Genomic DNA, 25161 nt, shown 5'->3' on the forward strand with positions numbered 1-25161 from the left:
GAATCCAACTATTTAGCTTCTGCTTTAGGAGCTTCTTCCTTTGGAGCTGCTTCTGCTTTAGGAGCTTCTTCCTTTGGAGCTTCTGCTGCTGGAGTTGGAGCTGCTTCTGCTTTAGGAGCTTCTTCCTTTGGAGCTGCTTCTGCTTTAGGAGCTTCTTCCTTTGGAGCTTCTGCTGCTGGAGTTGGAGCTGCTGCTGGAGCTGCTTCATCTCCTTCTTTTTTTCTTTCTTTTTTAGGAATAGCTTTATTTGGATTACTACCGTTTGCAGGCATTGCTATAATACCATTTTCACCTAGAATTCTTGCAACTCTAGTAGTTGGTTGAGCACCTTGACCTAACCAATATTTAATTCTTTCTGCTTCTAGTCCTACTCTTTCTTTTTTATCTTTTGGTAAAAGAGGATTAAAGAATCCTACCTTCTCAATAAATCTTCCATCTCTTGCACGACGACTGTCGGCTATAACTACTTTGTATACTGGTCTTTTCTTTGTTCCGCCTCTTGATAGTCTTATTTTTATCATTTTTTTTCCTTTTTTTATTTAAGTTGATTTAGTAGCTCTGGAGGTATTCCTTTATCAGACATACCCTTCAGGTTTCCTTTTGACATCTTCTTCATCATTTCAGACATCATTTTAAATTGCTTAAGCAATTTATTGATAGTGGCCACATCTGTTCCAGAGCCATTAGCAATTCTTTTTTTCCTAGAACCATCAATGATTTTAGGATTTCCTCTTTCTTTTTTTGTCATAGATAAAATGATTGCTTCATTTTTAGTAATAACGCTTTCATCAATTCCTGAAGCATCCATTTGTGATTTCATTTTAGAAACACCTGGCATAAACGACATAATTCCTTCTATGCCTCCCATTTTTTTCATTTGTCTAAGCTGTGTTAAATAATCTTCCATAGAGAATTGTCCTTTTTTTAAATTCTCTTCTGCTTTTTTTATATTCTCTTCACCAAGATCTTCTGCAGCTTTTTCGACAAGAGAAACGATGTCTCCCATACCTAATATTCTATTAGCTATTCTATCTGGGTGAAAAACCTCTAAATTTTCTATTTTTTCTCCTACCCCTAGAAACTTAATTGGCACTTGAGAAACATATTTCATACTAAGGGCCGCACCACCTCTTGCATCACCATCAGCTCTTGTTAAAACAATACCTGTCAAATTTACAGTATTCTTAAATTCTTTTGCCACTTCTGCAGCAACTTGTCCTGTTAAAGAATCTGCAACTAAAAATACTTCCGTTGGGTTAATTATACTTTCTATTTGTTTAATCTCACTCATCATCTGAAGGTCTATTTGGGTTCTGCCTGCTGTATCAAATAATATAATCTCTGCACCATTTAGGTTTGCAGCACTAACTGCTCTTCTACAAATATCTGCTGGTAGCTGCCCTTCAATAATAGGTAGTGTTAAAATATCATTTTGCTCTCCTAACGATCTTAGTTGTTCTTGTGCAGCTGGCCTATACACATCAAGACTGACCATCATTATTTTTTTCTTTTTATTTTTTTCTAAATATTTGGCTAATTTTGCTGTTGTAGTGGTTTTACCAGAACCTTGAAGACCTACCAGCATCATTGGAACTGGCGGAACTGCATTTAAATTAATATCTGTGTTGCTTTCACCTAAAAGGCTTACTAGTTCATCATAAACAATTTTAACAACCATATCTCCTGGGGAGGTTGATCTAATTATTTCTTGACCCATAACCTTTGGCTTAACTTTTTCTATAAAATCTTTAGTTACATCTAGAGACACATCAGCTTCTAATAAAGCCTGTCTAATACCTCTTAAGCCTTCATCTACTTGATTCTCATCAAGTGAAGCTACTTTTTTTAAAGAAGAAAAAATTTCTTCGAATTTATTTGTTAAGTTTTCAAACATATTTATTACGCACAGCAGTTTCGCACTAGTGGGCGAATATCGCTGACTAGTGTTGATCTCTTTGTTTCCAAAGACACCACAAATTTAACGTTTTTGTGGAAACGAAATCAACCTATAATAGAGGTTCAAAAAGTCAATAAATAAGTTAAATATCTACATATGGATATTAAAGCATTTAAAATGGATGGTTTAGGTAATGATTTTGTAATTATTGATCAAAGAAACCAGGGTTTCAATTTAAACAAAGATCAAATAGTTAAGGTATGTGATCGTAATTTTATTGGATGTGATCAGCTCATTCTAATTAAGAAAAATAAAGAAATAGATGCAGATTTAGAATTCTATAATTCAGATGGAAGTGTATCTGGTGCTTGCGGAAATGGTACTAGGTGTGTGGCAGATCTTCTATCAAAAGAAAGTAATAAAAAAGAAATAACCCTCTTAACGGCTTCTGGCTCTCTAAAGTCAAAAATTTTAGGAAATAATTTAGTTGAGACTGAAATGGGTATACCAAAACTAAATTGGCAAGAGATTCCTTTAAGTAAGCAACTAGACACACAAGACTTAAAAATTGAAATTGTAGACAGAAATAATACTAAGCATATTGGTGGTAAAGCCATAAACGTAGGAAATCCACACATAATTTTTTTTGTAGATAATATTGAAACATTTGACTTAAAAAATATTGGTCCAAAAATTGAAAATCACCCACTATTTCCAGAAAAATGTAATGTGACCCTAGCCAAAGTTGTGAATAGAAATTTAATAAAAGTAAAAGTTTGGGAAAGAGGAGCCGGGCTTACTAAAGCTTGTGGTACGGCGGCATGTGCAACTGCTGTTGCAGCTAATATTAATAATCTAGTTGAAAAAACTACAGATATAGCATTTGCGTTGGGTAATTTAACAATTTCTATTGATGAAAGAAATAGCATTCACATGAAAGGACCTGTGTCTGATATCAAAAATATTGACATTAAATTATAATGGGAATTTTTGATAAATTTAAAATTGGTTTTAAAAAAAGTGCTTCTGCATTTACATCTGGTTTAAGAGATATAATTGTTAAAAAAGAAATAGATGACAAAACATTAGATCAAATTGAAGAATATTTAATTCAATCAGATGTTGGTCTTGTTGCAGCTGAAGAAATTAAGAAAATTATTGGTCAAGAAAAGATAGATCCAAATAAAGATATATTGAATGAAGTAAATTTAATTCTAAAAGATTATATAATCACTTTAATGAAACCTTTGGAAAATGAGAATTTTTTTAATAAAAAAGAAAAACTCAATGCAGTCCTCATATCGGGAGTTAATGGGGTTGGAAAAACAACTACTATTGGAAAAGTTGGTAAAATTTTAAAATCTAACGGTAACAAAGTTATGTTTTCTGCCTGCGATACATTTAGAGCAGCTGCTATAGAACAATTAGAAAGTTGGGCTAATAAAATTGATGTACAAATTACAAAATCTACTCAAGGGTCTGACCCCGCATCAGTTGCCTACAAGGCAATTGAAGAAGCATTAAAGGATGATTTTAATCATGTTTTAATTGATACAGCTGGGAGATTACAAAATAAAAAAAATTTAATGGAAGAATATAAAAAAATTGCCAATGTGACTAAAAAGATAGATCCAAATGCTCCTCACGATGTAATCCTAGTGCTTGACGCAACCTCTGGCCAAAATGTAATCAATCAAGTGGAAGAATTTAACAAAATTATACCCCTTACTGGTTTGATAATGACAAAATTAGATGGTACTGCAAAAGGAGGAATTTTATTAGCACTTGCTACAAAATATAAGCTTCCCATAATCGCTCTTGGACTTGGTGAAAAAGAAGATGATTTACAAATTTTTAATGCAGAAAAATTTGCTGAAGCATTTATTCAAATTAATTAATTAGATTATTAGAAATTAAAGGCTTGTAGTAGTTACATTTATAATTTTCCTTAAGATCTGAATGTCCACAATTTTTTGCAATTGATGAAATTATAAAATCAAACTTACCATTTGATGGGTATGAATTTAATTTTTTATTAGCAATATCAAATTTGAAATTTTTTCTTATATTTTTAATTGCACTAATCATGACTAAAGTGTTGTTATCTTTTAATAAATAATAAGCAAAGTCCTCTGGAAAAACTGGATAATCATAACCTTCTAAGAGGTGTTTTGCCTGTGAAGGAAACCATTCGTATGAAATTAATGGTGATGAAATTTTGGTTTTATAATTATAGATATATAAATCCTGAGGAAAATCTGTAACATAATTATAATCTTCGCCTCTTGCTAAAATAGCTTTATCTCTAGTTTTAAAAAAAAGAGCAAAATTTTTATTATGTGAATTCATTTGTCCTATGTGAAAGAGATTATTTGCTGAAGATTCTGTATTTTCTGCAATTACTGAACTTACGATAAAGATTAAGTAAAATGATGTTATAATAAATTTTTTCAATATCTATTTATAGAAATGAAATTTGTAAATTATTTGGTCAGATTGTGGCTTAATTTTAACTTGTCATTTTATTGAATCTTTTTTTTAATCAAAAATATTCCTATAAATACAAGTATAGTTCCTAGATAATGAAATGATTCTAAATATTCATTGAAGAAAAGAGTTCCATAAATCGCACCATATACTGTATAAAGGTATAAAACAGAACCTGTAATTGATGCTCCAAGTTCCTTGTTAACATAATTAAATAACATAAAAGCTATTATACTTGGAGAAATGGCTGCAAATAAAACCCAGAATAAAAATGTTAAATCATAACTTGTTTTTAAAACATAGATTTCTTCTAAAATAAAAAAAGGAAATAAACTAATTGCACCAAACATTGCTATGAGAGTAAATCTTTCTAGTATTGGCATTGCTGACTTCCAGTAAAATAAATAGATTGTATAAAGAGCCCACCCTAGTGAGGCCCCTAGCATCCATAGATCTCCTGATGTAAATTTAAGTTGAAAAAGTAAATTTACATTACCTTTAATAATAATTGCTATTACTCCACATATGCAAGTTAAAATGCCTAAAATCCTAACTAAGTTTATTTTTTCTCTAAAAAATATTGTAGTTATTAAAATAATAAATATTGGAGACGAAGAATATATTATCCCCATATTTATAATTGTTGTAGTTTTTCCAGCAATAAATGGAAATGCACCACATATACCACAAGCTAATGCACCTAAAATGAAGATCTTACCTACCTCATTTTTATAAACTTTATAATTATAAAATAAATATTTAAAAGTAAATGGCAATAGTATTAAAAAACAAACTAACCACCTCCAAAATGCTAGAGAAATTGGAGGAACAAAGTCAGCGGCACCTCTAGCAACCACTAAATTACTAGCCATAAAAATTGGCTGAATGAATAGTAATAAAAAAGGTAAATAGTTATTTTTATAATTATTCACTAAAATTGAAAAATTATTTTTTATCGAAGAAGGCTTCGTAAAACATCATGAAAATTGCTATAGCCATTAAAATATATACTGGTAGCACATCCCAAAAACCTATCATTGAGGATCGCGTTAAAGTTGTTGCAAGACCAACAAGAAATAGTGTTGCAAGAAGTGAGCCTAAAAGTGTTGTTATTTTATTTAGCATATTTTTTACAATTTTTTTCTAGCCAGTTAGCTACACCTAAAAACCTTAAATCATCTAGTCTGTCTCCAATTAACTGTAAGCCTAATGGTAAATTATTTGCACCAGTAAGTAAAGGCAATGAAATAGTCGGTAGACCCATGTAAGTCCAAATAGTACAAAATTCTGGGCTACCTGTGCTCTTTAAACCTTTAGGCGCAACCCCTGCTGAAGATGGGCTTAACACACCATGATAATCTTCAAAAACTTCTTTGTAAGATTCATAACTTCTTTTCATAAAATCTATGGCTTCTGCATAATCTTTTGCTGGGTACTTTAGGCCTCGTTCTATTGCACTTACCATTTCTTTTGAAAGTTTTTTTTTAGATTTTTTATAATAACCTTGAAAATTATTGGCCATATCAGTTTCATGAATTATTTTATGATATTTTGGGATATCATCAAAATATGAGGGTGTATCAAACACTTCTACATTTTTTTTAAAAGTTTCTATAAAAAGTTCAAAAGATTTTTGAGATTCTTTATCAATGTTTTTCCAGTTTTTAGTTTTATAAAAAATAAATTTTGGTTCATAGAGCGGTCCTTTTTTACAAACCTTTAACATTTCATCTGCCGCATAATGAACAGTTGATGTATCATATAAATCTTTTTTAATTAATGACTTTGTAAATAAGGCAACATCTTCAACAGTTTTTCCAAATACTCCAATATGATCTAATTTATCAGATTGTCTCATAACCCCACTCCTAGAAATTAATCCATAAGATGGTTTGTAACCAACAACCCCACAATAAGAAGCTGGTCTAATAATTGAGCCATTAGTTTGTGATCCAATCGCTAGTGGTGCCATATGGGCTGCTACTGCAGCTGCAGAGCCGCTTGAAGATCCCCCAGGTGTTCTTGAATTATCATGTGGGTTAGTAGTTTTTCCAGGATGAAAATATGCAAGTTCTGTAGTTACAGTTTTTCCCATCACTATTGCTCCTGCTGTCTTAAGCAAATTAACAACTTCTGAATCTTGTGAGCTTGGCATTTTTTTTCTTAGTGGAGTGCCACATTCTGTCGGCATTTCAAAAGTACCTATTATATCTTTAACTGCAATTGGAAGTCCGTGTAGTGAGCCCAGAGGTTTTCCTGATTTTCTATACTCATCAGCCTCTGCAGCTTTTTCTAAAAGTTTTTTTTTATCAAAATATTCCCAAGCCTTTACATCTTTTTCAAATTTTTCAATTCTTTCAATATATAAAGTGCAAGCTTCTATAGAAGAAATTTCACCTTCTTTTAATTTTTCAACCAGTTTATTGGTTGTAAGAGAAAATATATCTATCATTTTAAATTATCTAATCTGCAAATAAGGTTTCTGGTAACCACAAAGCAATACCTGGAAACATATACATAAGGAACATCGCAAATATTACTATTGCCAAGAATGGCATTATCCCCGCAAATATCTCCATTAATTCAACATTATTTTTTTGAACACCTTTTAAATAATAGGCAGACATGGCCATCGGGGGTGTTAAAAATGATGTTTGTAAATTTAGAGCAATTAACATTGCAAAGAAATATGGGTTAACATTAAATACTTCTAGCAACGGTAAAAATATTGGAACAAATATAATTAAAATTTCAGTCCATTCTAATGGCCAACCCAAAAGAAAAATTATTATTTGTGTAATGATTAAAAACTGCCAAGTTGTTATTTCTATTGATTTAAAGAAATGCTCAAAAATTTCATGACCACCTAAATAAGAAAATACTGAAGAGAAAGTCCAAGAGCCAATAAATAACCACATGATCATTGCTGTAGTTTTTGCTGTTAGAAAAACAGATTCTTTAAAACTTTGCCATTTAAGAGTTTTGTAAAACCAAGATAAAAGTATTGCACCAAACGCTCCTGCTGCTGCAGCCTCTGCTGGTGTTGCTATACCTGCCAGAATTGTTCCAAGTACCAGCATTATTAAGCCAAAAAGAGGTACGAAAGAAACTAACACTTCTTTTAAAATTTCTGCTCTAGGTGGAATATCAGCTGCATTAGGTTTAGGTGCAATTGATGGATCCATCCAAGCTCTAATTACAGCATAAGCTATGTATAGTCCCGCTAGTAAAAGTCCTGGGAAAATTGCTGCTGCAAATAATCTTAACGGCGATAACTGAGCAATTACCGAATAAACAATTAACATAATGCTTGGTGGTATTAAAATACCTAAACATCCACCTGCACAAATTACACCTGATGCAAATTTCTTATCATATCCTGCCTTAACCATTGCCGGCCATGCAAGTAAGCCCATTAAAGTTACAACAGCACCAATAATTCCTGTTGCTGTTGAAAACAAAGTACACGTTATTAGAGCAGCTACAGCCATTGAAGCTGGCAATCTATGGGCTGCTAATCTTATTGCAAAAAATAATTTTGATACAATTCCAGCTCTTTCAACTAGATATCCCATAAATAAAAATAGAGGCACGGCGGTGAGGACATTATTATCCATAACTGTGTATGTATTTTTTACAAATAATGAGAATATCCTATTATCAAATATATGATCCATCAAAGCAGGATCGTAATAAGCATAATATCCAAATCCTATTCCCATTGCCATCAAGGTAAATGCAATTGGAAAACCTAATAATACTGCAAACAAAAATAGTCCCATCATTAAGATGGCTACTTCTGGATTTGTTAAACTAAATAACATCTTTTTGATCCTCGTCTTGTGCTGTTCTCATTAAAATTTGTTCTGTTTCTTCTGCAACAACCATTCTTGCTGGCCAATGTCCAGTTTGAATACAAATAATTGCTCTAAACACCTCTGCAACTCCTTGTATAGTTAAAAATATTCCTGCTGCTGGTATCAAAGATTTTGCCATATAAATATTAATTTGTGCTGGACTACTCCAGCTAGTCTCTTTAATTTTCCAAGCAAGAGCCGCATATTCAAATCCATAAAATGCCAAGGCTATTACACCAGGGAAAAAGAAAATAAAATAAAGTACTAAATCAATCCAACCTTGAGTTCTTGGTTTAAATAAACGGTAAATTACATCTCCCCTGACATGAGATTCTGTTGCCAAACAATAAGCACCTGACATCATCAATATTGCACCGTACATTTGCATACTGAAGTCAAAATTCCAAAGTGTTGGCTTGTTAAATACATAGGCCATTACTACTTCATAGCAAGTTCCACCCATCAAAATAACAATACACCAAGAAAAAGCCTTACCTATTGAGGTGCTTAATGTGTCAGCTATTTTTATATAGGCTCTCATCATGATGAAAATAGAATACTCTAATTTTTTTAAAAACAGTAGTATAAAAAAAGGGGGGCCTAAACCCCCCTCTTTTAAATTATTTAAAAGCTAATTAGATTTTAACTTTTCCAATTGGACCAAACTCATTTTCATAAGCTAGTTTGTAATTAGGCTGATTCATCAGCAAGTACTTCATTACTTTCTTAGCGTATGCTTTTTGAGAATCGATTACCTTCTTGAAGAATGCATCTTTTGCAGAAAACTCTCCAACAATTTTATCCCAACCTTTTAACTGTTCAGCTAAAATGGCATCAGATGTTTGGTAAACGTTAACCTTATGTGTGTTCATCAAATCAGCTAAACTGTCAGAATATCTAACAAGCGCTTTGAAGTAGTTATCTGTATTCGCAGCATAAGCAGCGTTTTTTAAGATAGCTTGATGAGCAGGTGAAAGGCTTTTCAGTCTCTTCGTGTTCATAGGAATTTCAAACATCTCTTGAGATTGGTGAAAACTTCCTAAGTGATAGTGTTTAGAGACATCTTGCATTCCAAACTGTGAGTCTGATGTCGGGTTGTTAAACTCAGCAGCATCAATCAAACCAGTTTTCATTGCTGGTTGGATCTCACCACCTGGTAATTGTCTTACGACCATTCCCATAGCAGTTAAAACGTTAGTCGCTAGACCAACCGTTCTATACTTCATACCTTTAACATCAGATACTTTAGTTACATTCTTTTTGAACCAACCGAAAGGTTGTGCTGGCATAGGCATATGAAAGAATCCAGTGTAGTTATATCCAACACTAGCTACTGCTTCTTCATATAATTTTCTTCCTCCGCCATACTCCATCCATCCCATAACTTCTTGAGATGACATTCCGTATGAAGGACCAGTTCCAAAAAGTGAAGCTGCAGCATTTTTACCATACCAATATGCAGTCACCCAGTGACCCATATCAACGATTCCATCGCTTACCGCTGCTCCGATTTCTGAAGTTTTAACGATTGAGTTAACAGGCTGAAGATCAATTTTAAGTGATCCACCAGACATGTCACTAACCATATTACAGTAGTCTTGCGCCATTTCAAAAAAGATGTTTGCACCTGAAGGCCAAGCAGCTTGCATCTTTAATGTAACGTGTCCGTCTGCAGTTGCAATATTTGGCATTGCTACAGCTGTTGCTGCTGCTGCACCTGTGACTGCTGCTGCTTTAAAGAACTTTCGTCTTGAAGGTGTTGTGGCCTTCAAAGATTTTTTATCTTTAATCATTATTTCTCCTCTATTAGTATTTGTTAATTAACAAAAAATATTTAATTACAGTTTGCTATTAGAGTCTATAGTGAAAATGACACAGCGAAATTATAATACAATCTAAAGTAGAATTATTTAAAATTTTATCGTATGATTTTAGGTTAGTTTTTTCCGTAACTACTTGCTGTTTCTGAAATAATTTTTTTTAAATAGAAGGTCACTGTTAATATTAATAATGACCCCTAAACATAGGGTTAGTTTTGTGCTGACCCTAATTAATCAAATCTTTTTTAAATTTCATCAAGGAAGCTAATAAATCAATCTTCCAATTTACAAATTCAATAATAAGATCCTCAGAAGGTCTAACATTTCTAATTTTTAAATCTTTATTTTGTGAATGTCTTGCTTCTAGTTTAATAAAAAAATTTCTTTTAATACCATCATCAACTATTTGAGCAATGGTTTTATAAGAATATTCTGGTAATCTACTGGAGATCTTTTCTTTGTATATCTCTTCTCCTAGTTCGTTTGACTCAAATATTATTAAAAAAACTTTTAATTTTTTTATTGAGGAAAAGCACCATTTGATTCCAGGTTTATCTTCTTGATATTTTAAAACTGACCTTGAATGTCTAGCCATCTCTAGATTGAGGTCACAAATCTTATCAGGTGTTATATCAAAAGGAAGTTTTTTTAAGTTTAATTTACTAATTATATTTTTTTGTCTTCTTAAATCTGCAGCTTTAAGATCTTTAATTTTTTCCATAATCAGTCTAATGGGAATAATTTTTCCTTAAGTTTAATAAGCCTAAATTTCATAAAGAAACTATACCTGAATTGATAACTTAATATATACGGAAAATAAGACTGTAAATGTTGTTTTAGTCTAATTTACTTTATTTTTGCAATTTCCTGTTTTAAAAAACTCATCAATATTGTCTATAGCTAGATTAGCCATGGCAATTCTTGTGTGTTTTGTTGCACTTCCAAGATGAGGTAGGATAAAAACACTTTTAATTTTTAAGTAACCTGGGTTTAAATTTGGTTCCCCTTTATAAACATCAAGACCTGCTGCATAAATTTTTCTTCTATTTAGTGCATCTATTAAAGCTTCATCATCAACAATATCTCCACGAGCCACATTTGTTATAACAGCACCTGTTGGAAAATATTCTAATGTTTCTTTATTAATTAAATTTTCCGTTTCTTTTGTTGCAGGACAACAAATTGATAATACATCCGAAACCCCAAAAAGACTTTTGATACTGTCGTGATATATAGCTCCCTGTTCTTTTTCTTCAGTCAATTTTGATCTGTTATGATAATGAATAATCATACCTAAAGATTTTGCTATTTTTGCAATCTTTTGTCCTATTCTTCCCATACCTAAAATTCCAAGTCTTGAACCTGTTAACTGTTTTCCTATCAAATAATCTGCTGACCATTTCCAGTTACTTTCTTTTGCAGATTGAATACCTTCTGGAACTCTTCTACATGCTCCAAGAATTAATAAAATTCCAATCTCTGCTGTAGCATCTGATAAAACTTCTGGTGTATTAGTTACTGCTATTCCTCTTTTTTTAGCTGCCTCTAAATCAATATTTCCAAAACCAACTGCAAAATTAGAAATTACCTTAATACTATCTGGTAATTTACTTAAAGTATCTTCATCCATCTTATCAGTTAATGAGGTTAATATTGCATCATAGCCTTTACTTAATTCAATAAGTTTTGACTGAGAATACAACTCATCATTACCATTAAGTTTTGTATCAAATGTTTTTAAAGCTTTTTCCTCAGATTCTCTTAATAATTTTCTCGTAATTATAATTTTTTTCATAGTTAATTTTTTTGTAATATTTTTGGTTTTGGGCCACCAGTATACCAATCTAGTATCTCAATGGTATGTAAAATTGGAGTTTTGGTTCCATTAGAAATTTGAGTAATACAGCCTATGTTCCCTGTCGAGATTAAATCTGGCTTCAAACTTTCAATATTTTTTACTTTTTTGCTTAGTAATTCTTTTGCAATTTCAGTTTGTAAAATATTATAAGTTCCAGCAGATCCACAACAGATGTGTCCTTCGGGAATTTCCATAATTTCATTTTCTGTTTTGTTTAATAAGGACACAGGTTGGTCGTGTACTTTTTGTCCGTGCTGCATTGAACAAGCTGAATGATAGGCAATCTTATACTTCTTATCTTTTGCTATAAAATTTAATTTTATACTTTTGCTTAAATATTCTGAAACATCTTTTGTTAATTCAGATATTACTTTAGCTTTTTTTTTCATTTTCTCATCATCTTTAAATATAAACCCATAGTCTTTCATTGTAGTACCACAGCCAGATGTGTTAGATAAAATTGCATCTAAATTACCTTTTTGATGTTCGTCATACCAAGTGTTAATATTGTTTCTAAAATCTTGATGTGCATCATCTTCTTTTCCTAAATGATGATTTAAAGATCCACAGCATCTTATTTTTTTAGGCACAATTACCTCAACACCGTGTCTGTTCAAAAGACGGATAGTTGACTCATTTATTTGAGGAGAGATTTCTTTTTGGACACACCCAGTTAAAAGTGCAACTCTTGCAATCTTCTTTTGACCAGTCACAGAATAAATTTCTTTTTGTTTTAAAGTTTTTTTAGGAAAACTTGTAGGCATTAAACTCATCATGTCTTTTATTTTTAAGGGCATTAGAAATTGAAAGGGTTTTGCTAGTTTTACCATATAGCTAGCCAGTCTAAAATATCCTGTATTTGGTAATACTACTGATAAAAAACTCCTAATTGTCCTATCAAAAAAAGATCTTTTGTAGTTTTTTTCAATGTATTTTTTACCATGATCAATAATATGCATGTAGTTTACACCAGAAGGGCAAGTGGTCATGCAGCTATAACAAGATAAGCATCTATCTATATGTTTTACAGTCTTTGCTGTTGGTTTTTTTTGATTTTCCAACATGTCTTTGATTAAATAAATTCTACCTCTTGGTCCATCTAATTCATCACCAAATATTTGATGAGTAGGACAGGTAGCATTACAAAAACCACAGTGAACACATTTTTTAAATATTTTTTCAGTAGATGCGTTGTCGTTATCTTGTAATTGTTTCTTTGTAAAATCAGTTTGCATTAAATTCCTCTATACATTTTGCCAGGATTAAAAATTCTTTTAGGATCGAAACTTTTTTTAATTTTTTCTGATATTAAAAGTCTTGTATCATCTACGGTAAAGATCGTCTCTTCATAATCATACTCATTTGATGTCTTTATGACTGTTAAATACCCACCAAGTTCGTTAATCAAATTTTTAATCTCTCCAACCTTGGTATTTTTCTTAGACTGAACTTCTATCCAGTACAATGAACCACACCAATCAATATAATATTTATACTTATTGCCCAAGTATTGCATTAGCTTTTTACCTTGAGAAGGAGGTATTACTACTCTCAGTAGGTTATTTTTTGTTTGTGTAAATAACTCAAGGTTATTTATTTTTATCCAAAATGGGGTTGATTGATGAACATCTAAAATAGCTGTATTTAATTTATTAAGTTCTAATTCATCAGTTAAAGCTTTTATTTTTTCATCTATTGATATTTTATCTCCATCTATTCTTAATGCTACGAATGAGCCTTTATTTTCTAAATCATTAAATTTAAAAACCATTTCTTTGTTATGATCATAACTTTCATCTTTTGGCTCCTCTGGAACATAAACTGCTCCGGAAACTTCACTGCTAGAACTTGAAATTTTTTCAAATAATTCATTAACTAATTTTTTATCATCAGTATTAATTATAATTGTGTTAGATAATTTTTTTTTAGGTAAAACTTTTAATGTAATTTCAGTTAATGCAACTAACGTTCCAAAAGATCCTGTAACAAGTTTTGACAAATCATAACCCGTAACATTTTTTACGACTGTTCCACCTGATTTGATTATATCACCTTTGCCATTCACACCTCTAAAGCCTAAAATGTGGTCTCTTATACTACCTACTTTAAATCTTCTGGAGCCAGCAAAATTACAGGCTAAATGACCTGCTACAGTTCCTTTGTTTGATTTTCCACCTTCAATAAATCCAAAATCAATTGGCTCAAAGGCTAACTCTTGATTATTTTTTTCTAACTCCTTTTCAACCAGCTCTAATGGGGTATTTGCTCTAACTTTAATATAAAGTTCTTCTGGTAAATATTCTATTATTCCCGATAATTTAGAAAGAGATAATTTTTTTGCTGACTGAATTTTATTGCCAATAAAATTTTTTGAATTAGTGCCTATTAGTTCTGTCGGTTGGTTTGTTTTATATAGCTCTTTAACTATACTTGAAACTTGCAGTTCATCTTCAGGATAATAAGTATTATTAGAATCTTGGAAGATCTGGGAATTTTTCTTCGTTTCTGTGGACATGTACCCTTCCTTCCTCTGCACATTTTCTCAATATTGGATAAACTTTTCCAGGATTTAATAAATTTTTTTCGTCTAGTGATGATTTGATATCTAATTGTTGTTGAATATCATCATTATTAAACATTTCACACATTAGTTCTCTTTTCTCTATTCCCACTCCGTGCTCTCCAGTAATAACTCCTCCTAATCTTACACAAGCTTTTAAAATTTCAGCACCAAATTCTTCTGTTTTTCTTAGTTGTTCTTTATCACTTCCATCAAACATTATTAGTGGGTGTAAATTTCCATCACCAGCGTGAAAACAATTTGCTACTGGTAATTCATACTTTTCAGATAATCTTTTTATTTCTAGTAAAGCTTCTGTTAGTTTTCCTCTTGGTATAGAACCATCCATGCAATAATAGTCTGGTGCCATAGCTCCACATGCTGGAAATGCTGCTTTTCTGCCAGCCCAAAATGATAATCTTTCTTTTTCATTTTTGCTTAATTTTAAACTTGAGCAATTATTTTTTTTACAAATGCTACTAACTTGTTTCAATAGTTCATCTACTTCAGATTCCGTTCCATCTAATTCAACAATTAATAAAAGCTCAGCATCTCTTGGGTAGCCTGCTTTACTAAAATTATCTGTCGCCTCTATTAAAATTTTATCCATTATCTCCATACCTGCTGGAACAATTCCACTAGCGATAATTTCTGAAGTTGCGTTTCCCCCTTCTTCAATTGTAGGAAAGCCTATTAATGCTGCTTTAACTATTTGTGGGTTTTTTAAAATTTTAACTGTAACTTCAGTAATTACTCCTAGTAAACCTTCTGAGCCACAAATTAGTCCCATTAGATCATATCCTTCTTGATCAAGAGTTTTTCCACCAATTCTACAAATAGTTCCATCCATCATAACAATTTGAACACCTAAGATATTATTAGTAGTTGTTCCATATTTTAAAGAATGAACACCACCAGAATTTTCAGCAACATTACCTCCTATTGAACATGCAATTTGGCTTGATGGGTCAGGGGCATAATAAAAATTTTTATGTTGTACGGCATGAGTTATTCCTAAATTTGTGACACCAGGTTGGGTTACTACACATTTATTCTCAAAATCAATTTCTATAATCTTATTAAATTTTCCAAGGCTCAATAGAATTGCATCGTTTAAAGGTAGAGCTCCTCCTGAAAGACCTGTGCCCGCGCCTCTTGGCACAACTTTTATATTTTCTTTATGGCAAAATTTTAAAATATTACTTACTTCTTCTGTATTTTCTGGCATCACAACTGCTAGTGGAGTTTGAGTATAAGCTGACAGTCCATCAGTTTCATACGGCTTAATCTCATCCGCATGACTTAAAACATTTTCTGGATTTATTATTTTTGCAAGATTTTTAAAAATATATTCTTTTTTATTTATCGTTGCTTTATCTATCTTTGGTAGAACTAATTCACTCATTAGCCTCAGCCTAGCATTTTTTTAATATTTTCCAATGCGTTAGATATGTTGTCTTGTGACGCTGCAAAGCTAAATCTTACGTAATCTTGGCAAGTTTTACCAAAAGCTGTCCCTGGAACTATTGCCACTCCTGCTTCATACATACATTTTTTTGCAAATTCTGATCCATTCATTCCTGTTCCAATTACCTTTGGAAATGCATAAAAAGCTCCTCCTGGAAGACTGCATTCTATACCTGGTAAACTATTCAAACCTTCGTGAATTAGTTTTCTTCTTTCTGTAAACTTCACCATCATTTCGTTGATTGAGTCGTCTGGACCATCTAGTGCTGCAATTCCCGCAAATTGAGCTGCAGCATTTACACATGATACACTATTAATTAAAAGTTTATTAACATGTGGAACTAATTCCTTAGGCCAAAAACTCCATCCTAATCTCCATCCCGTCATAGAATATGCTTTACTCCAACCCTCTAATACAATCAGCCTCTCTCTTAATTCGGGATAATTAAAAAATGAAGGCATTTCTTTATTATCAAAAATCTGTCTACTATAAATTTCATCACTTAATATAGTTACATGTGGATGTTTTTTAAGACCTTCAGCCAATACATCAATATCTGCTTTTTCTACAAAACTACCCGTTGGATTATTAGGATTAATTAATACTAACAATCTAGTTTTATCGGTGATTAGTGATAAAATTTTTTCTGGATTAAATTTAAGATCTTTATCTTCAGTTAAATCATAAGGTACAGATGTTGATCCAGTATAATTTATCATCGACTCGTATATTGGAAAGGCAGGTGTAGGGTGAATTATTTCAGCGCCTGGCTCTCCAAAACATTGGATGGCATAACTCATTGTAGGTTTTCCACCTGGCATGATTAGAATTCTTTCAAAATCTACATCAACACTATAACGTTTTTTAATCCATCTTGTTACAGCTTGTCTACATTCTGGAATACCGTTGGACATTACATATCCATGGTGTCCATCATCTAAAGCTTTTTTTGCTGCTTCAACAACATGCTTCGGTGTTTTAAAGTCAGGTTGACCTAACCCTAAGTGAATCATTGGATTTCCTTTAGCCTCTAATGCCTTAGCTTCAGCCAAAACACTAAATGCAGATTCAGTTCCTAATCTTTCTAAATTTTTTGCTAACTTCATATTATTTCAATCTTAATCTTAATATTTTATAATTTAATTTATTTTTTTTATATATACTTTTGATAAGTAAAAACTATTTTCTATAAATCAATTTTGACGCATCTAATTCTTTCAAGGTCTTACAGCCCATCAATACCATATTTCTATTGATTTCATCATGCATGTTTTTCAATAGACGTTCAACACCAGGTTGACCTCCAGCGCTTAAAGCAAATAAAAACATTTTTCCAAAGCTGCATGCCGTTGCACCAGCTGCTAAAGCTTTTAAAACATGAGTTCCACGTCTTACTCCACCGTCTAATACAATTTCTAATTTATCTCCAACGGCTTCTCTAATTGCATTCACTTGATCAAAAGGTGATCTTGAACCATCTAATTGTCTCCCTCCATGATTTGAAATCATTATAGCTGTACAACCTATATCTATTGCTCTTTTTGCATCTTCAACTGACATCACGCCCTTAAGAGCAAATGGGCCATTCCATTTTTTTACACAGTATTCTGCATCCTTCCAATTCATAGCCGGATCATATTGTTCATTAATATATTCGATAACTGATTTTGAAATATTTGTTCCTTTATCTGTTTTATTTTTAACATTGGATAATTCAAATTTTTTATGAGTAAAATAATTAAATACCCATTCAGGTCTCATAGCAAAACTCATTAAACTTTGAACTGTTAATTTTGGAGGGGTAGTAAAGCCAGTTCTGTGATCTCTTTCTCTATTTCCAGCAACTAATGTATCAACAGTTAAACACATTCCATTAAAACCAGATACTTTGCATCTATCTATTAAGTCATCAGTAATTGATTGATCTTTATGTACATATAGTTGAAATAATTTTGGTCCATTAGAAATATCGGCAACCTCTTCAATGGTGTTATTGGCCATAGTTGACATGCTATAAAAGGTTCCAAATTTTTCAGCAGCTCTAGCTGAAGCTTTATCACCTTCATGATGGTAAAGTCTTTGCATTGCAGTTGGTGAAAGAAAAATTGGCATATCAATTTTTTTTCCAAAAACAGTTGTTGAAAGATCTGGTTTACCAACACTAGCAAGGATATTTGGAATTAGATCACAATCATCAAAAGAGTTAGTGTTTCTTTTTAAAGTTTTTTCATCATCTGCACCACCATCGATGTAGTGAAAAATTGGAGAAGGTAATTTTTTTTTTGCTAATTTTCTAAAATCATTAAAATTATAACAATCATTTAAATTCATTTAATTAAAAATTTTTTGAAAATGAAATTGCTTGATTGTCTACACCAGGATTTATATCTCCCCAGTCATTATTTGAAATGTGACTATAGGAATAACCTATTTTAGAATCTTTAAAAATATCAAAACTTAATTTTAGTTCACTTTTAAATTCTAGCGCCATTCCTAAATCCTTACCATCGCCTTCTTCATAATATCCGGGTGCAAAACTGGGCACTACATTTAAAGGACCTATCTCGTATTCAGCTTGAACACCAGTGTACAAATAAATTGAACTTTTATCCGTAACAAATCCACCAGTGATCGGAGAAAACTTCCCAACAAATGTATCTCTAAATAACACTGGATTATTATGCTCAAAACCATACAGATTTGCCTCATCATCACCTTCTTTATCTATGGTATCGAAAGTACCAGTATAGAAACTGTACTCTGTTTCACTATTTACTGGGGTAAAAAAAAGTACCAGAGATAAAAATAAATATAATTTTTTTTGTTTCATGAATAATTAATTTCTAAATTTTAATTTTTTTTTCATTATTGCACCGCCTAACAAAAATAACAATAACGGTAATAACCACAATATATAAGTATTTTTATTTAATTGTGGATCATAAACTATCCAATCACCATACTTTTCTCTTAAAAATTCATATATAGAGTCTTCTTTTAATCCTTCATTAATTTTTCTATCAACAATTAATTTTATACTGGATGCGAACTCAGACTCTGAATCATATACAGACTGTCCCTGACAAATCAAGCAACGAATGTTTTTTAAAATTTTATGTTTTAAAATATCATTTACTTCATCTGATTTTAACTCTGAAAAACTTATGACAAAAAATAAGATTATAAATACTTTTAAAATTTTCATTTAATGATTAATTTAATTTCATTAATAATTTCTTGATTGATTGGACCAACAAATTTTTTAATTATATACTTATTTTTATCTATTAAAAAAGTTTCTGGAACTCCATAAGCGCCAAATTCAACACCTAAAATTCCATCTTTATCAATTAAAATTCTAGAATAAGGGTTACCAAATTCATCAATAAATTTTTTTGCATTATTAAAATTGTCTCTATAATTTAATCCAATCAATTTAATTGATTGATTTTTACTTAGTTGCATCAGTAAAGGATGCTCTGTTCTACAAGGCACACACCAGGATGCCCAAATATTTACAATATAAAAAATATTATCTTCAAAAATTTTATCTGAATTTATATAGTTATTTGAATCAAAATCTTTGGCTTTAAAAATTGGAATATTTTTTTTTTTTTCAACCTTAGGTGTGTAGTTATTTGGAATATTTAATCCTTTGTAAAAAATAACAAAACAAAAACTAAAAAAAATAACTATAATAAATAAGCTAAACTTATTTTTCATATCTTTCTTTTAAATAAACTCATTAATCCACCAAGACTTAATAGTAAAACAGATATCCATATCCAAACCATAAATGGTTTTACTTGGTATCTAATATTAAAATATTCATTACCCTTTACAAGGTTCATTACTAAAAACTTATCCTCTAATAGTGTTGTTTTTATATCTGCCTCACTAGTAATGATTATAGGCTGATTATAAATTCTAATCTCAGGGTTTAATTCGGTGGTTTTTCCATTTTTGTCTTTTATTTCAAAAGAGGCAATGATGGAGTTGAAATTACTTTCTTTTCTTTCTTCTGTCTTTTTAAAAAAAATTTCACCTTTATTATAATCATATCTTTCCCCAATTTTTATGTTGGTTATAATTTCTGAAGATAAAATACTATTAAACAGAATACTTAATATTAATAGACTAAAACCAAAGTGTGAAACTGTTTGAGAAATATTATCAAATTTTTTAATAAATAATTCTTTTAAAGTTGTAAAAAATAAAAAAAAAGCAACAGAAATTAAAACTGTGTAAAAAAGTAGGTCGGTAGTTAAATTTTTAATAATAAAAAAAGTTAACATTACAGAAACTATAAAAGTGATGATAAGTGAGTTCTTATTTTCAATTTTTGATTTGATCCATTTAAGTCGTGGTCCAAGAGACATAAATAATAGAAATGGTATTAAAAAAGGAACAATTAATTTTTGATAAAAGGGAGGTCCTACTGATATTTTTTCACTAGATATTACATCTAGAAAAATTGGATATATCGTACCAACTAAAACAACAGATAAAAAGTACATCATAAACCAATTGTTTATTAAGATTGAAGTTTCTCTACTAAGCCAAAAGAAATTATTTTGATTTGTACTACTATTTTTATGATAAATAAAAAATATTACTAAAGATAAGACAATTAATACAAATAAAAATATCAATATAAAGATACCCCTTGCAGGATCATTAGCAAATGTATGTACAGAATTTAATATTCCAGACCTCACTAAAAAGGTTCCACACATACTTAAGGTAAATGTTGTAATAGATAATATAACTACCCAAGATGTTAGCGCTTCTCTTCTTTCTAATACTACAATACAGTGCAACAATGCAGTTAATGTTAGCCATGGCATTAAAGAAACATTTTCAACTGGGTCCCAAAACCAAAAACCTCCCCATCCTAGTTCGTAATATGCCCAAATTGATCCTAGCATAATTCCAATAGTTAGAAAAATCCAAGAAACTAAAACCCATTTTTTAATATGCTGTCCCCACTGTTTTGAAACATAGTTTTGCGTAACTGCAGCAAGGGATGATGAAAATATTATAGAGGTACCAACATAACCTAAATATAGAATTGGGGGATGAATTGCTAAAGCTGGATCTTGTAAAATTGGGTTAAGACCAAGGCCTTCATTAGGAATTGGAAATAAATAATTAAAAGGGTTAGATGTCATTAATACAAATAGGAAAAACCCAATAATTATTACTTGCTGAAATAATAAAGTCAAAATTCTATATTTTTTAGGCTGCTCTCTTGACTTAATTAAAAATAGAAAAAGAAACAAAGTTAATACTAGTAACCATAACAATAAGCTTCCTTCATGATTTCCCCAAGTTCCTGAGATTTTATAGAATAATGGTTTAGTTGTGTGAGAGTTATTAAAGACTGTCTCATTACTAAAATCTGAGTTTATAAAAGATATAATCAAACTCAAAAAACTCACAATTACAAAAACTAACTGTAGGAATGATAGAGATAATATATTTTGGTTAATCTGCTTATTGTTTTTATTAAAATCTTTAATTGAAACTCCACAAAGTGGCGCCGAAAGTAACAACCCTAAAATTAAAGAATAATAACCTATTTGATTAGCTAGCAATTTATTTATCTCCTATAGCTTCTTTAACTTCTGGGGGCATATAATTTTCATCATGTTTCGCTAAAATTTTAGTAGCTGTAAAATAATTCTTATCTTTTAAAAAACCTTCAGCAACCACCCCTTTTCCTTCAGCAAATAAATTAGGAACTGCCCCTGAATAAACAACATTAATTTCATTTTTAAAGTCGGTAATAACAAAATTAACTTCATCAGAATTTATAGAGACTGATTGTTCTTTAACCATTCCACCCACTCTTATTTTTTTTTTATTTAATTCTATTAAAGACTTTATTTCGGATGGAGACTGAAAATATACAACATTTTCTTTTAATGATTGTAAAACTAAAAAAACTGTTAAAATTACTGAGGATAAGATTAAAGCTAAGAATATAATCCGTAATTTAACCTTTTTACCATACATGGTTTATTGGTTAAATATTTGATGTATTAGATAATATTTCTCTATTAATATTTTGTGATCTTGCAGCTCTAGCTTTCTCAACATTTAGAGAACCAAATTTAGAAGCAAATCTTTTTTGCTCTTTTGAAAGTTGTAATTTAATTACAAAGTACAAAGCTGTAAAACTAATCAATGTGAACGAAAAGGCTGACCATACGTAAGCTCCATATCCATTCATTGAAATTAATTCATTCATCATAATCTATCTAATCCTTTATTTTTAACTTTTATCAGTTCGGTATTATATTTCATCAAAAAAATGAGTAATGAAAAAAGGGCAAATGCCGCAGTCATAATGCCCAATGGGACTAGCATTGATGGGTGAATTGCTGTGTTGGTTGATAAAATATTAATTGAAGCTGGTTGATGTAACGTGTTCCACCAATCTACAGAAAATTTAACGATAGGAACATTTACCACCCCTAAAATTGCAATCAAAGAGGTCACCTTTATTACTTGTTCTTTGTCATCATAAATTCTCCAAGCCAATAAATACATTGCATAAAACACAGCTAAAATAAGCATAGAAGTTATTCTTGCATCCCAAGCCCACCAAGTACCCCAGGTTGGTTTTCCCCAAATTGAACCTGTAACTAATGCAATGATATTAAATATAAATCCTGAAGGTGCTAAACTTTTAGCAATAAGTGCAAAATTTTTATTTTTAAAAACAAAACTTCCAATAGACAACAAAGCTAAACTTGTAAATATTCCAAGTGATATCCATGCAGCTGGTACATGAACATACATAATTCTTACTGCATCACTTTGTTTATAATCTTCAGGTGAAAGTATAAGAGCTTCGGTTAAACCAATTGTTAAAACAATAATAAATAAAAATAAAACATACTTTGGCGCTTTAGAGGTTATTGCAAAAATTTTATTAGGCTCAAAATATTTAAACATTTTTTGATTATATATATTAAAAAAAGATAATTTAATTTTTATTATGGAAAGTCATCCTGATCAAGAATGCAGAGGGAGTCAATAATGATAAATACGTTATTTAACACTCTTGATCAGAACATAATTAGATATAACAACTATATATGTCGAAGATTTGAATTAATTGTGTCTGAAAAAAGAATTAATTAGAAGGCTTAAAGTAGCTAGAGCCTCTTTTACCAGAAAAAATCTCTTCAATTAAAGGATGTTTAATTGGGTCTTCTGAATCGTCCATTAATAGATTTTGCTCTGAAACGTATGCTTCATATGTAATTTCATCATTTTCTGCTAACAGATGATAAAAAGGCTGATCTTTTCTAGGACGAACATTCTTTGGGATAGATTGGTACCATTCTTCAGAATTATTAAATTCGAAATCCACGTCATAAATTACACCTCTAAACTCAAAGTGTTTATGTTTTACAATGTCTCCTATTGAAAATTTTGCTTTTTGAATTGCCATTGGTATTAATATGGGGGTTTAAAAATAAAAATCAATAAAAAACATTTATATTTTTTTTATTATGTTAATATCTGTCAAGTGAATAAATCTTTTCTTAAATTTACAACAGACTTCGGGCCTTTAGCTATATTTTTTTATTATTATTATAATAATGATAAGAATCTAGCGGTTGCGATTCCTCCACTTATAGTTGCAACATTAATTGCACTAGCAATTGTTTGGTTTTTTGAAAAAAAAATACCTATGATGCCTTTAATAAGTGGTGTTTTAATTACATTTTTTGGAGGCCTAACAATTTATTTTAATGATCCAGTTTTTCTTTATGTAAAACCAACAATTATAAATATTTTATTTGCTCTTGCTTTGTATTTTGGAAAATATTTTACAAAAGAACCTGTGCTTAAAAAGATTATGGGTAAATCAATTGCTCTAACTGATGTGGGTTGGGAATTATTAAACAAAAGATGGATGTACTTTTTCTTCTTCCTTGCAATCCTCAATGAATGCATCTGGAGAACGCAAACAGAGGAGTTTTGGGTTAATTTTAAGGTATGGGGAATGTTGCCAATAACCCTTGTCTTTACAGGATTCCAGATATCATTGATTAATAAACACAAACTTGATGAATAGAAACTTAAAGTTAGTCATAAATAATCCTCACAAACAAATAGAAGAAAGACAATTTTTTGAAAAAAATGAACTTAAAATCATTTTAAATCTATATGCAAAAATGGTTTCCGAAGGATCATGGAAAGACTATGGTTTAAATATTTCTAACAGGCAAGTTAGCTTTAGCGTCTTTAAAAATGCAGCTGAGAATGCCTTGTATAAAATTTGTAAAAACTTTAAACCCAGTAATAAAAATCTAAAATATTTAATTACAGATTCTAACAGTAAAGTTTTAAAAAATTCTTTTGATCTAGAAATTCTACTTAAAAATACTAATTGGAAGAAGCTTAAGAAATAAAAAGACTATCGTCTTTGGCCAAATAATCTTAACAACATTATAAATAGATTTATAAAGTCTAGGTAAAGAGTTAAAGCACCCATTACAGCTTTTTTACCCATCAACTCACCGGTATCGCTAGATACATACATGTTTTTAATTTTTTGAGTGTCATAAGCAGTAAGGCCTACAAAAATTAAAACACCTAGAATTGAGATTACAAAATCCATCATTGAAGATTTCATAAACATATTAACAACTGATGCTACAATAATTCCAATTAGACCCATCATTAAGAAAGATCCTAATTTTGTAAGATCTCTTTTAGTTGTGTAGCCATACAAACTCATTGCACCAAAAGTAATAGAGGTAATAAAGAACACTCTGGTAATGCTAGCTCCGGTATAAGTTAAAAATATTGAAGATAATGATATTCCCATTAAAGAGGCAAAAACCCAAAATGTCGTTTGAGCAGTTGAAGCTGCCATTTTATTGATTTTAGCACTCATGTAAAAGACAACACCAAGAGGTGCCAACATTACAATCCATTTAAATCCTGAAAGAAAAATTGTGTTTCCTATGCTTGTTAGACCGACAATAGATCCGTTAGCATCTGTTACTACAGATAGTTTAAAAAATATTAAAGATACAAGTCCAGTTAACAAAATACCAGAAGCCATGTAGTTGTAAACTTTTAGCATGTAGGCTCTTAAGCCCTCATCCATTACTACTGTTGATTGCTGTGCTTCTTTTACTTTATTTAATATGTTTTGTTTATTGAATTCCATTACACATATATAATA

29 protein-coding genes are annotated in these 25161 nt (G+C 30.8%); 4 read left to right on the forward strand and 25 right to left on the reverse strand.

Annotated elements, in window-relative coordinates; genetic code table 11:
• Nucleotides 1-8: 8 nt before the first annotated feature.
• Nucleotides 9-521 carry a 30S ribosomal protein S16 gene (gene rpsP, locus ABXT55_RS06930; RefSeq protein ID WP_415284578.1) on the reverse strand — a complete coding sequence of 171 codons (513 nt, stop codon included), beginning with the start codon at nucleotides 519-521 and terminating at the stop codon, nucleotides 9-11.
• A 14-nt stretch (nucleotides 522-535) separates the two neighbouring features.
• Entirely contained in the window at nucleotides 536-1894 is a 1359-nt protein-coding gene (gene ffh, locus ABXT55_RS06935; protein WP_415284579.1) for a signal recognition particle protein, read from the reverse strand.
• Nucleotides 1895-2053: 159 nt separating this feature from the next.
• Here ffh and dapF point away from each other — a divergent pair, with 159 nt between their 5' ends.
• On the forward strand, nucleotides 2054-2878 hold the full coding sequence (gene dapF / locus ABXT55_RS06940; RefSeq protein ID WP_415284580.1) for a diaminopimelate epimerase: 825 nt from the start codon (nucleotides 2054-2056) through the stop codon (nucleotides 2876-2878).
• On the forward strand, nucleotides 2878-3795 hold the full coding sequence (gene ftsY / locus ABXT55_RS06945; protein ID WP_415284581.1) for a signal recognition particle-docking protein FtsY: 918 nt from the start codon (nucleotides 2878-2880) through the stop codon (nucleotides 3793-3795). Before dapF ends, ftsY begins: the two co-directional genes overlap by 1 nt.
• Here ftsY and ABXT55_RS06950 read toward each other — a convergent pair.
• The 22 genes from ABXT55_RS06950 to hspQ form a co-directional block, all read right to left on the reverse strand.
• A complete protein-coding gene (locus ABXT55_RS06950) occupies nucleotides 3788-4351 on the reverse strand; it encodes a hypothetical protein (RefSeq protein ID WP_415284582.1) in 564 nt (187 codons plus the stop codon). The two genes, ftsY and ABXT55_RS06950, sit on opposite strands and share 8 nt — an antisense overlap.
• Nucleotides 4352-4419: 68 nt before the next feature.
• Nucleotides 4420-5316: a DMT family transporter gene (locus ABXT55_RS06955; protein ID WP_415284583.1), complete on the reverse strand. Its 897-nt coding sequence runs from the start codon at nucleotides 5314-5316 to the stop codon at nucleotides 4420-4422.
• Between the two features lie 13 nt (nucleotides 5317-5329).
• Complete coding sequence (locus tag ABXT55_RS06960; protein WP_415284584.1) at nucleotides 5330-5509, reverse strand: hypothetical protein; 180 nt, start codon at nucleotides 5507-5509, stop codon at nucleotides 5330-5332.
• A complete protein-coding gene (locus tag ABXT55_RS06965) occupies nucleotides 5499-6836 on the reverse strand; it encodes an amidase (protein ID WP_415284585.1) in 1338 nt (445 codons plus the stop codon). The genes ABXT55_RS06960 and ABXT55_RS06965 overlap by 11 nt, the downstream gene beginning before the upstream one ends.
• A 10-nt stretch (nucleotides 6837-6846) precedes the next feature.
• Complete coding sequence (locus ABXT55_RS06970; RefSeq protein WP_415284586.1) at nucleotides 6847-8208, reverse strand: TRAP transporter large permease; 1362 nt, start codon at nucleotides 8206-8208, stop codon at nucleotides 6847-6849.
• A complete protein-coding gene (locus ABXT55_RS06975; protein ID WP_415285460.1) occupies nucleotides 8198-8782 on the reverse strand; it encodes a TRAP transporter small permease subunit in 585 nt (194 codons plus the stop codon). The genes ABXT55_RS06970 and ABXT55_RS06975 overlap by 11 nt, the downstream gene beginning before the upstream one ends.
• A gap of 94 nt (nucleotides 8783-8876) precedes the next feature.
• Complete coding sequence (locus ABXT55_RS06980) at nucleotides 8877-10034, reverse strand: TRAP transporter substrate-binding protein (protein ID WP_415284587.1); 1158 nt, start codon at nucleotides 10032-10034, stop codon at nucleotides 8877-8879.
• 253 nt (nucleotides 10035-10287) lie between these two features.
• Nucleotides 10288-10782 carry a hypothetical protein gene (locus ABXT55_RS06985; RefSeq protein ID WP_415284588.1) on the reverse strand — a complete coding sequence of 165 codons (495 nt, stop codon included), beginning with the start codon at nucleotides 10780-10782 and terminating at the stop codon, nucleotides 10288-10290.
• Nucleotides 10783-10902: 120 nt separating this feature from the next.
• The gene (locus tag ABXT55_RS06990) at nucleotides 10903-11856 is read right to left on the reverse strand and encodes a 2-hydroxyacid dehydrogenase (protein WP_415284589.1); all 954 of its coding nucleotides are present in this window, start codon (nucleotides 11854-11856) and stop codon (nucleotides 10903-10905) included.
• 2 nt (nucleotides 11857-11858) lie between these two features.
• Complete coding sequence (glcF, locus tag ABXT55_RS06995; RefSeq protein WP_415284590.1) at nucleotides 11859-13154, reverse strand: glycolate oxidase subunit GlcF; 1296 nt, start codon at nucleotides 13152-13154, stop codon at nucleotides 11859-11861.
• Complete coding sequence (locus tag ABXT55_RS07000) at nucleotides 13154-14434, reverse strand: FAD-binding protein (protein ID WP_415284591.1); 1281 nt, start codon at nucleotides 14432-14434, stop codon at nucleotides 13154-13156. Before ABXT55_RS07000 ends, glcF begins: the two co-directional genes overlap by 1 nt.
• A complete protein-coding gene (locus tag ABXT55_RS07005; protein ID WP_415275723.1) occupies nucleotides 14388-15884 on the reverse strand; it encodes an FAD-linked oxidase C-terminal domain-containing protein in 1497 nt (498 codons plus the stop codon). Before ABXT55_RS07005 ends, ABXT55_RS07000 begins: the two co-directional genes overlap by 47 nt.
• A gap of 5 nt (nucleotides 15885-15889) precedes the next feature.
• The gene (locus ABXT55_RS07010; RefSeq protein ID WP_415284592.1) at nucleotides 15890-17053 is read right to left on the reverse strand and encodes a pyridoxal phosphate-dependent aminotransferase; all 1164 of its coding nucleotides are present in this window, start codon (nucleotides 17051-17053) and stop codon (nucleotides 15890-15892) included.
• 73 nt (nucleotides 17054-17126) lie between these two features.
• On the reverse strand, nucleotides 17127-18278 hold the full coding sequence (locus ABXT55_RS07015) for an alpha-hydroxy acid oxidase (RefSeq protein ID WP_415284593.1): 1152 nt from the start codon (nucleotides 18276-18278) through the stop codon (nucleotides 17127-17129).
• A 4-nt stretch (nucleotides 18279-18282) separates the two neighbouring features.
• Nucleotides 18283-18777: an acyloxyacyl hydrolase gene (locus ABXT55_RS07020; protein ID WP_415284594.1), complete on the reverse strand. Its 495-nt coding sequence runs from the start codon at nucleotides 18775-18777 to the stop codon at nucleotides 18283-18285.
• A 6-nt stretch (nucleotides 18778-18783) separates the two neighbouring features.
• On the reverse strand, nucleotides 18784-19152 hold the full coding sequence (locus tag ABXT55_RS07025) for a cytochrome c-type biogenesis protein CcmH (protein WP_415284595.1): 369 nt from the start codon (nucleotides 19150-19152) through the stop codon (nucleotides 18784-18786).
• Nucleotides 19149-19670, reverse strand: coding sequence for a DsbE family thiol:disulfide interchange protein (locus tag ABXT55_RS07030; protein WP_415284596.1), 522 nt, complete (start codon nucleotides 19668-19670; stop codon nucleotides 19149-19151). Before ABXT55_RS07030 ends, ABXT55_RS07025 begins: the two co-directional genes overlap by 4 nt.
• Nucleotides 19667-21544: a heme lyase CcmF/NrfE family subunit gene (locus ABXT55_RS07035; RefSeq protein ID WP_415284597.1), complete on the reverse strand. Its 1878-nt coding sequence runs from the start codon at nucleotides 21542-21544 to the stop codon at nucleotides 19667-19669. Before ABXT55_RS07035 ends, ABXT55_RS07030 begins: the two co-directional genes overlap by 4 nt.
• A 1-nt stretch (nucleotide 21545) precedes the next feature.
• Nucleotides 21546-21965 carry a cytochrome c maturation protein CcmE gene (ccmE, locus tag ABXT55_RS07040; protein ID WP_415284598.1) on the reverse strand — a complete coding sequence of 140 codons (420 nt, stop codon included), beginning with the start codon at nucleotides 21963-21965 and terminating at the stop codon, nucleotides 21546-21548.
• A gap of 10 nt (nucleotides 21966-21975) precedes the next feature.
• The gene (locus ABXT55_RS07045) at nucleotides 21976-22203 is read right to left on the reverse strand and encodes a hypothetical protein (protein WP_415284599.1); all 228 of its coding nucleotides are present in this window, start codon (nucleotides 22201-22203) and stop codon (nucleotides 21976-21978) included.
• The gene (gene ccmC / locus ABXT55_RS07050) at nucleotides 22200-22910 is read right to left on the reverse strand and encodes a heme ABC transporter permease CcmC (protein WP_415284600.1); all 711 of its coding nucleotides are present in this window, start codon (nucleotides 22908-22910) and stop codon (nucleotides 22200-22202) included. The genes ABXT55_RS07045 and ccmC overlap by 4 nt, the downstream gene beginning before the upstream one ends.
• Nucleotides 22911-23091: 181 nt before the next feature.
• The gene (gene hspQ / locus ABXT55_RS07055; RefSeq protein WP_006997624.1) at nucleotides 23092-23412 is read right to left on the reverse strand and encodes a heat shock protein HspQ; all 321 of its coding nucleotides are present in this window, start codon (nucleotides 23410-23412) and stop codon (nucleotides 23092-23094) included.
• A 78-nt stretch (nucleotides 23413-23490) separates the two neighbouring features.
• On the opposite strand from hspQ, the gene ABXT55_RS07060 reads away from it, so the two are divergent.
• A complete protein-coding gene (locus ABXT55_RS07060; protein ID WP_415284601.1) occupies nucleotides 23491-24042 on the forward strand; it encodes a septation protein A in 552 nt (183 codons plus the stop codon).
• Nucleotides 24035-24379: a DUF2794 domain-containing protein gene (locus ABXT55_RS07065; RefSeq protein WP_415284602.1), complete on the forward strand. Its 345-nt coding sequence runs from the start codon at nucleotides 24035-24037 to the stop codon at nucleotides 24377-24379. Before ABXT55_RS07060 ends, ABXT55_RS07065 begins: the two co-directional genes overlap by 8 nt.
• A gap of 5 nt (nucleotides 24380-24384) precedes the next feature.
• On the opposite strand, the gene ABXT55_RS07070 is transcribed toward ABXT55_RS07065, so the two are convergent.
• Nucleotides 24385-25146, reverse strand: coding sequence for a Bax inhibitor-1/YccA family protein (locus tag ABXT55_RS07070; RefSeq protein ID WP_415284603.1), 762 nt, complete (start codon nucleotides 25144-25146; stop codon nucleotides 24385-24387).
• Between the last annotated feature and the right edge of the window lie 15 nt (nucleotides 25147-25161).

This window comes from Candidatus Pelagibacter sp. Uisw_130, assembly GCF_047722505.1.
Lineage (GTDB): Bacteria > Pseudomonadota > Alphaproteobacteria > Pelagibacterales > Pelagibacteraceae > Pelagibacter.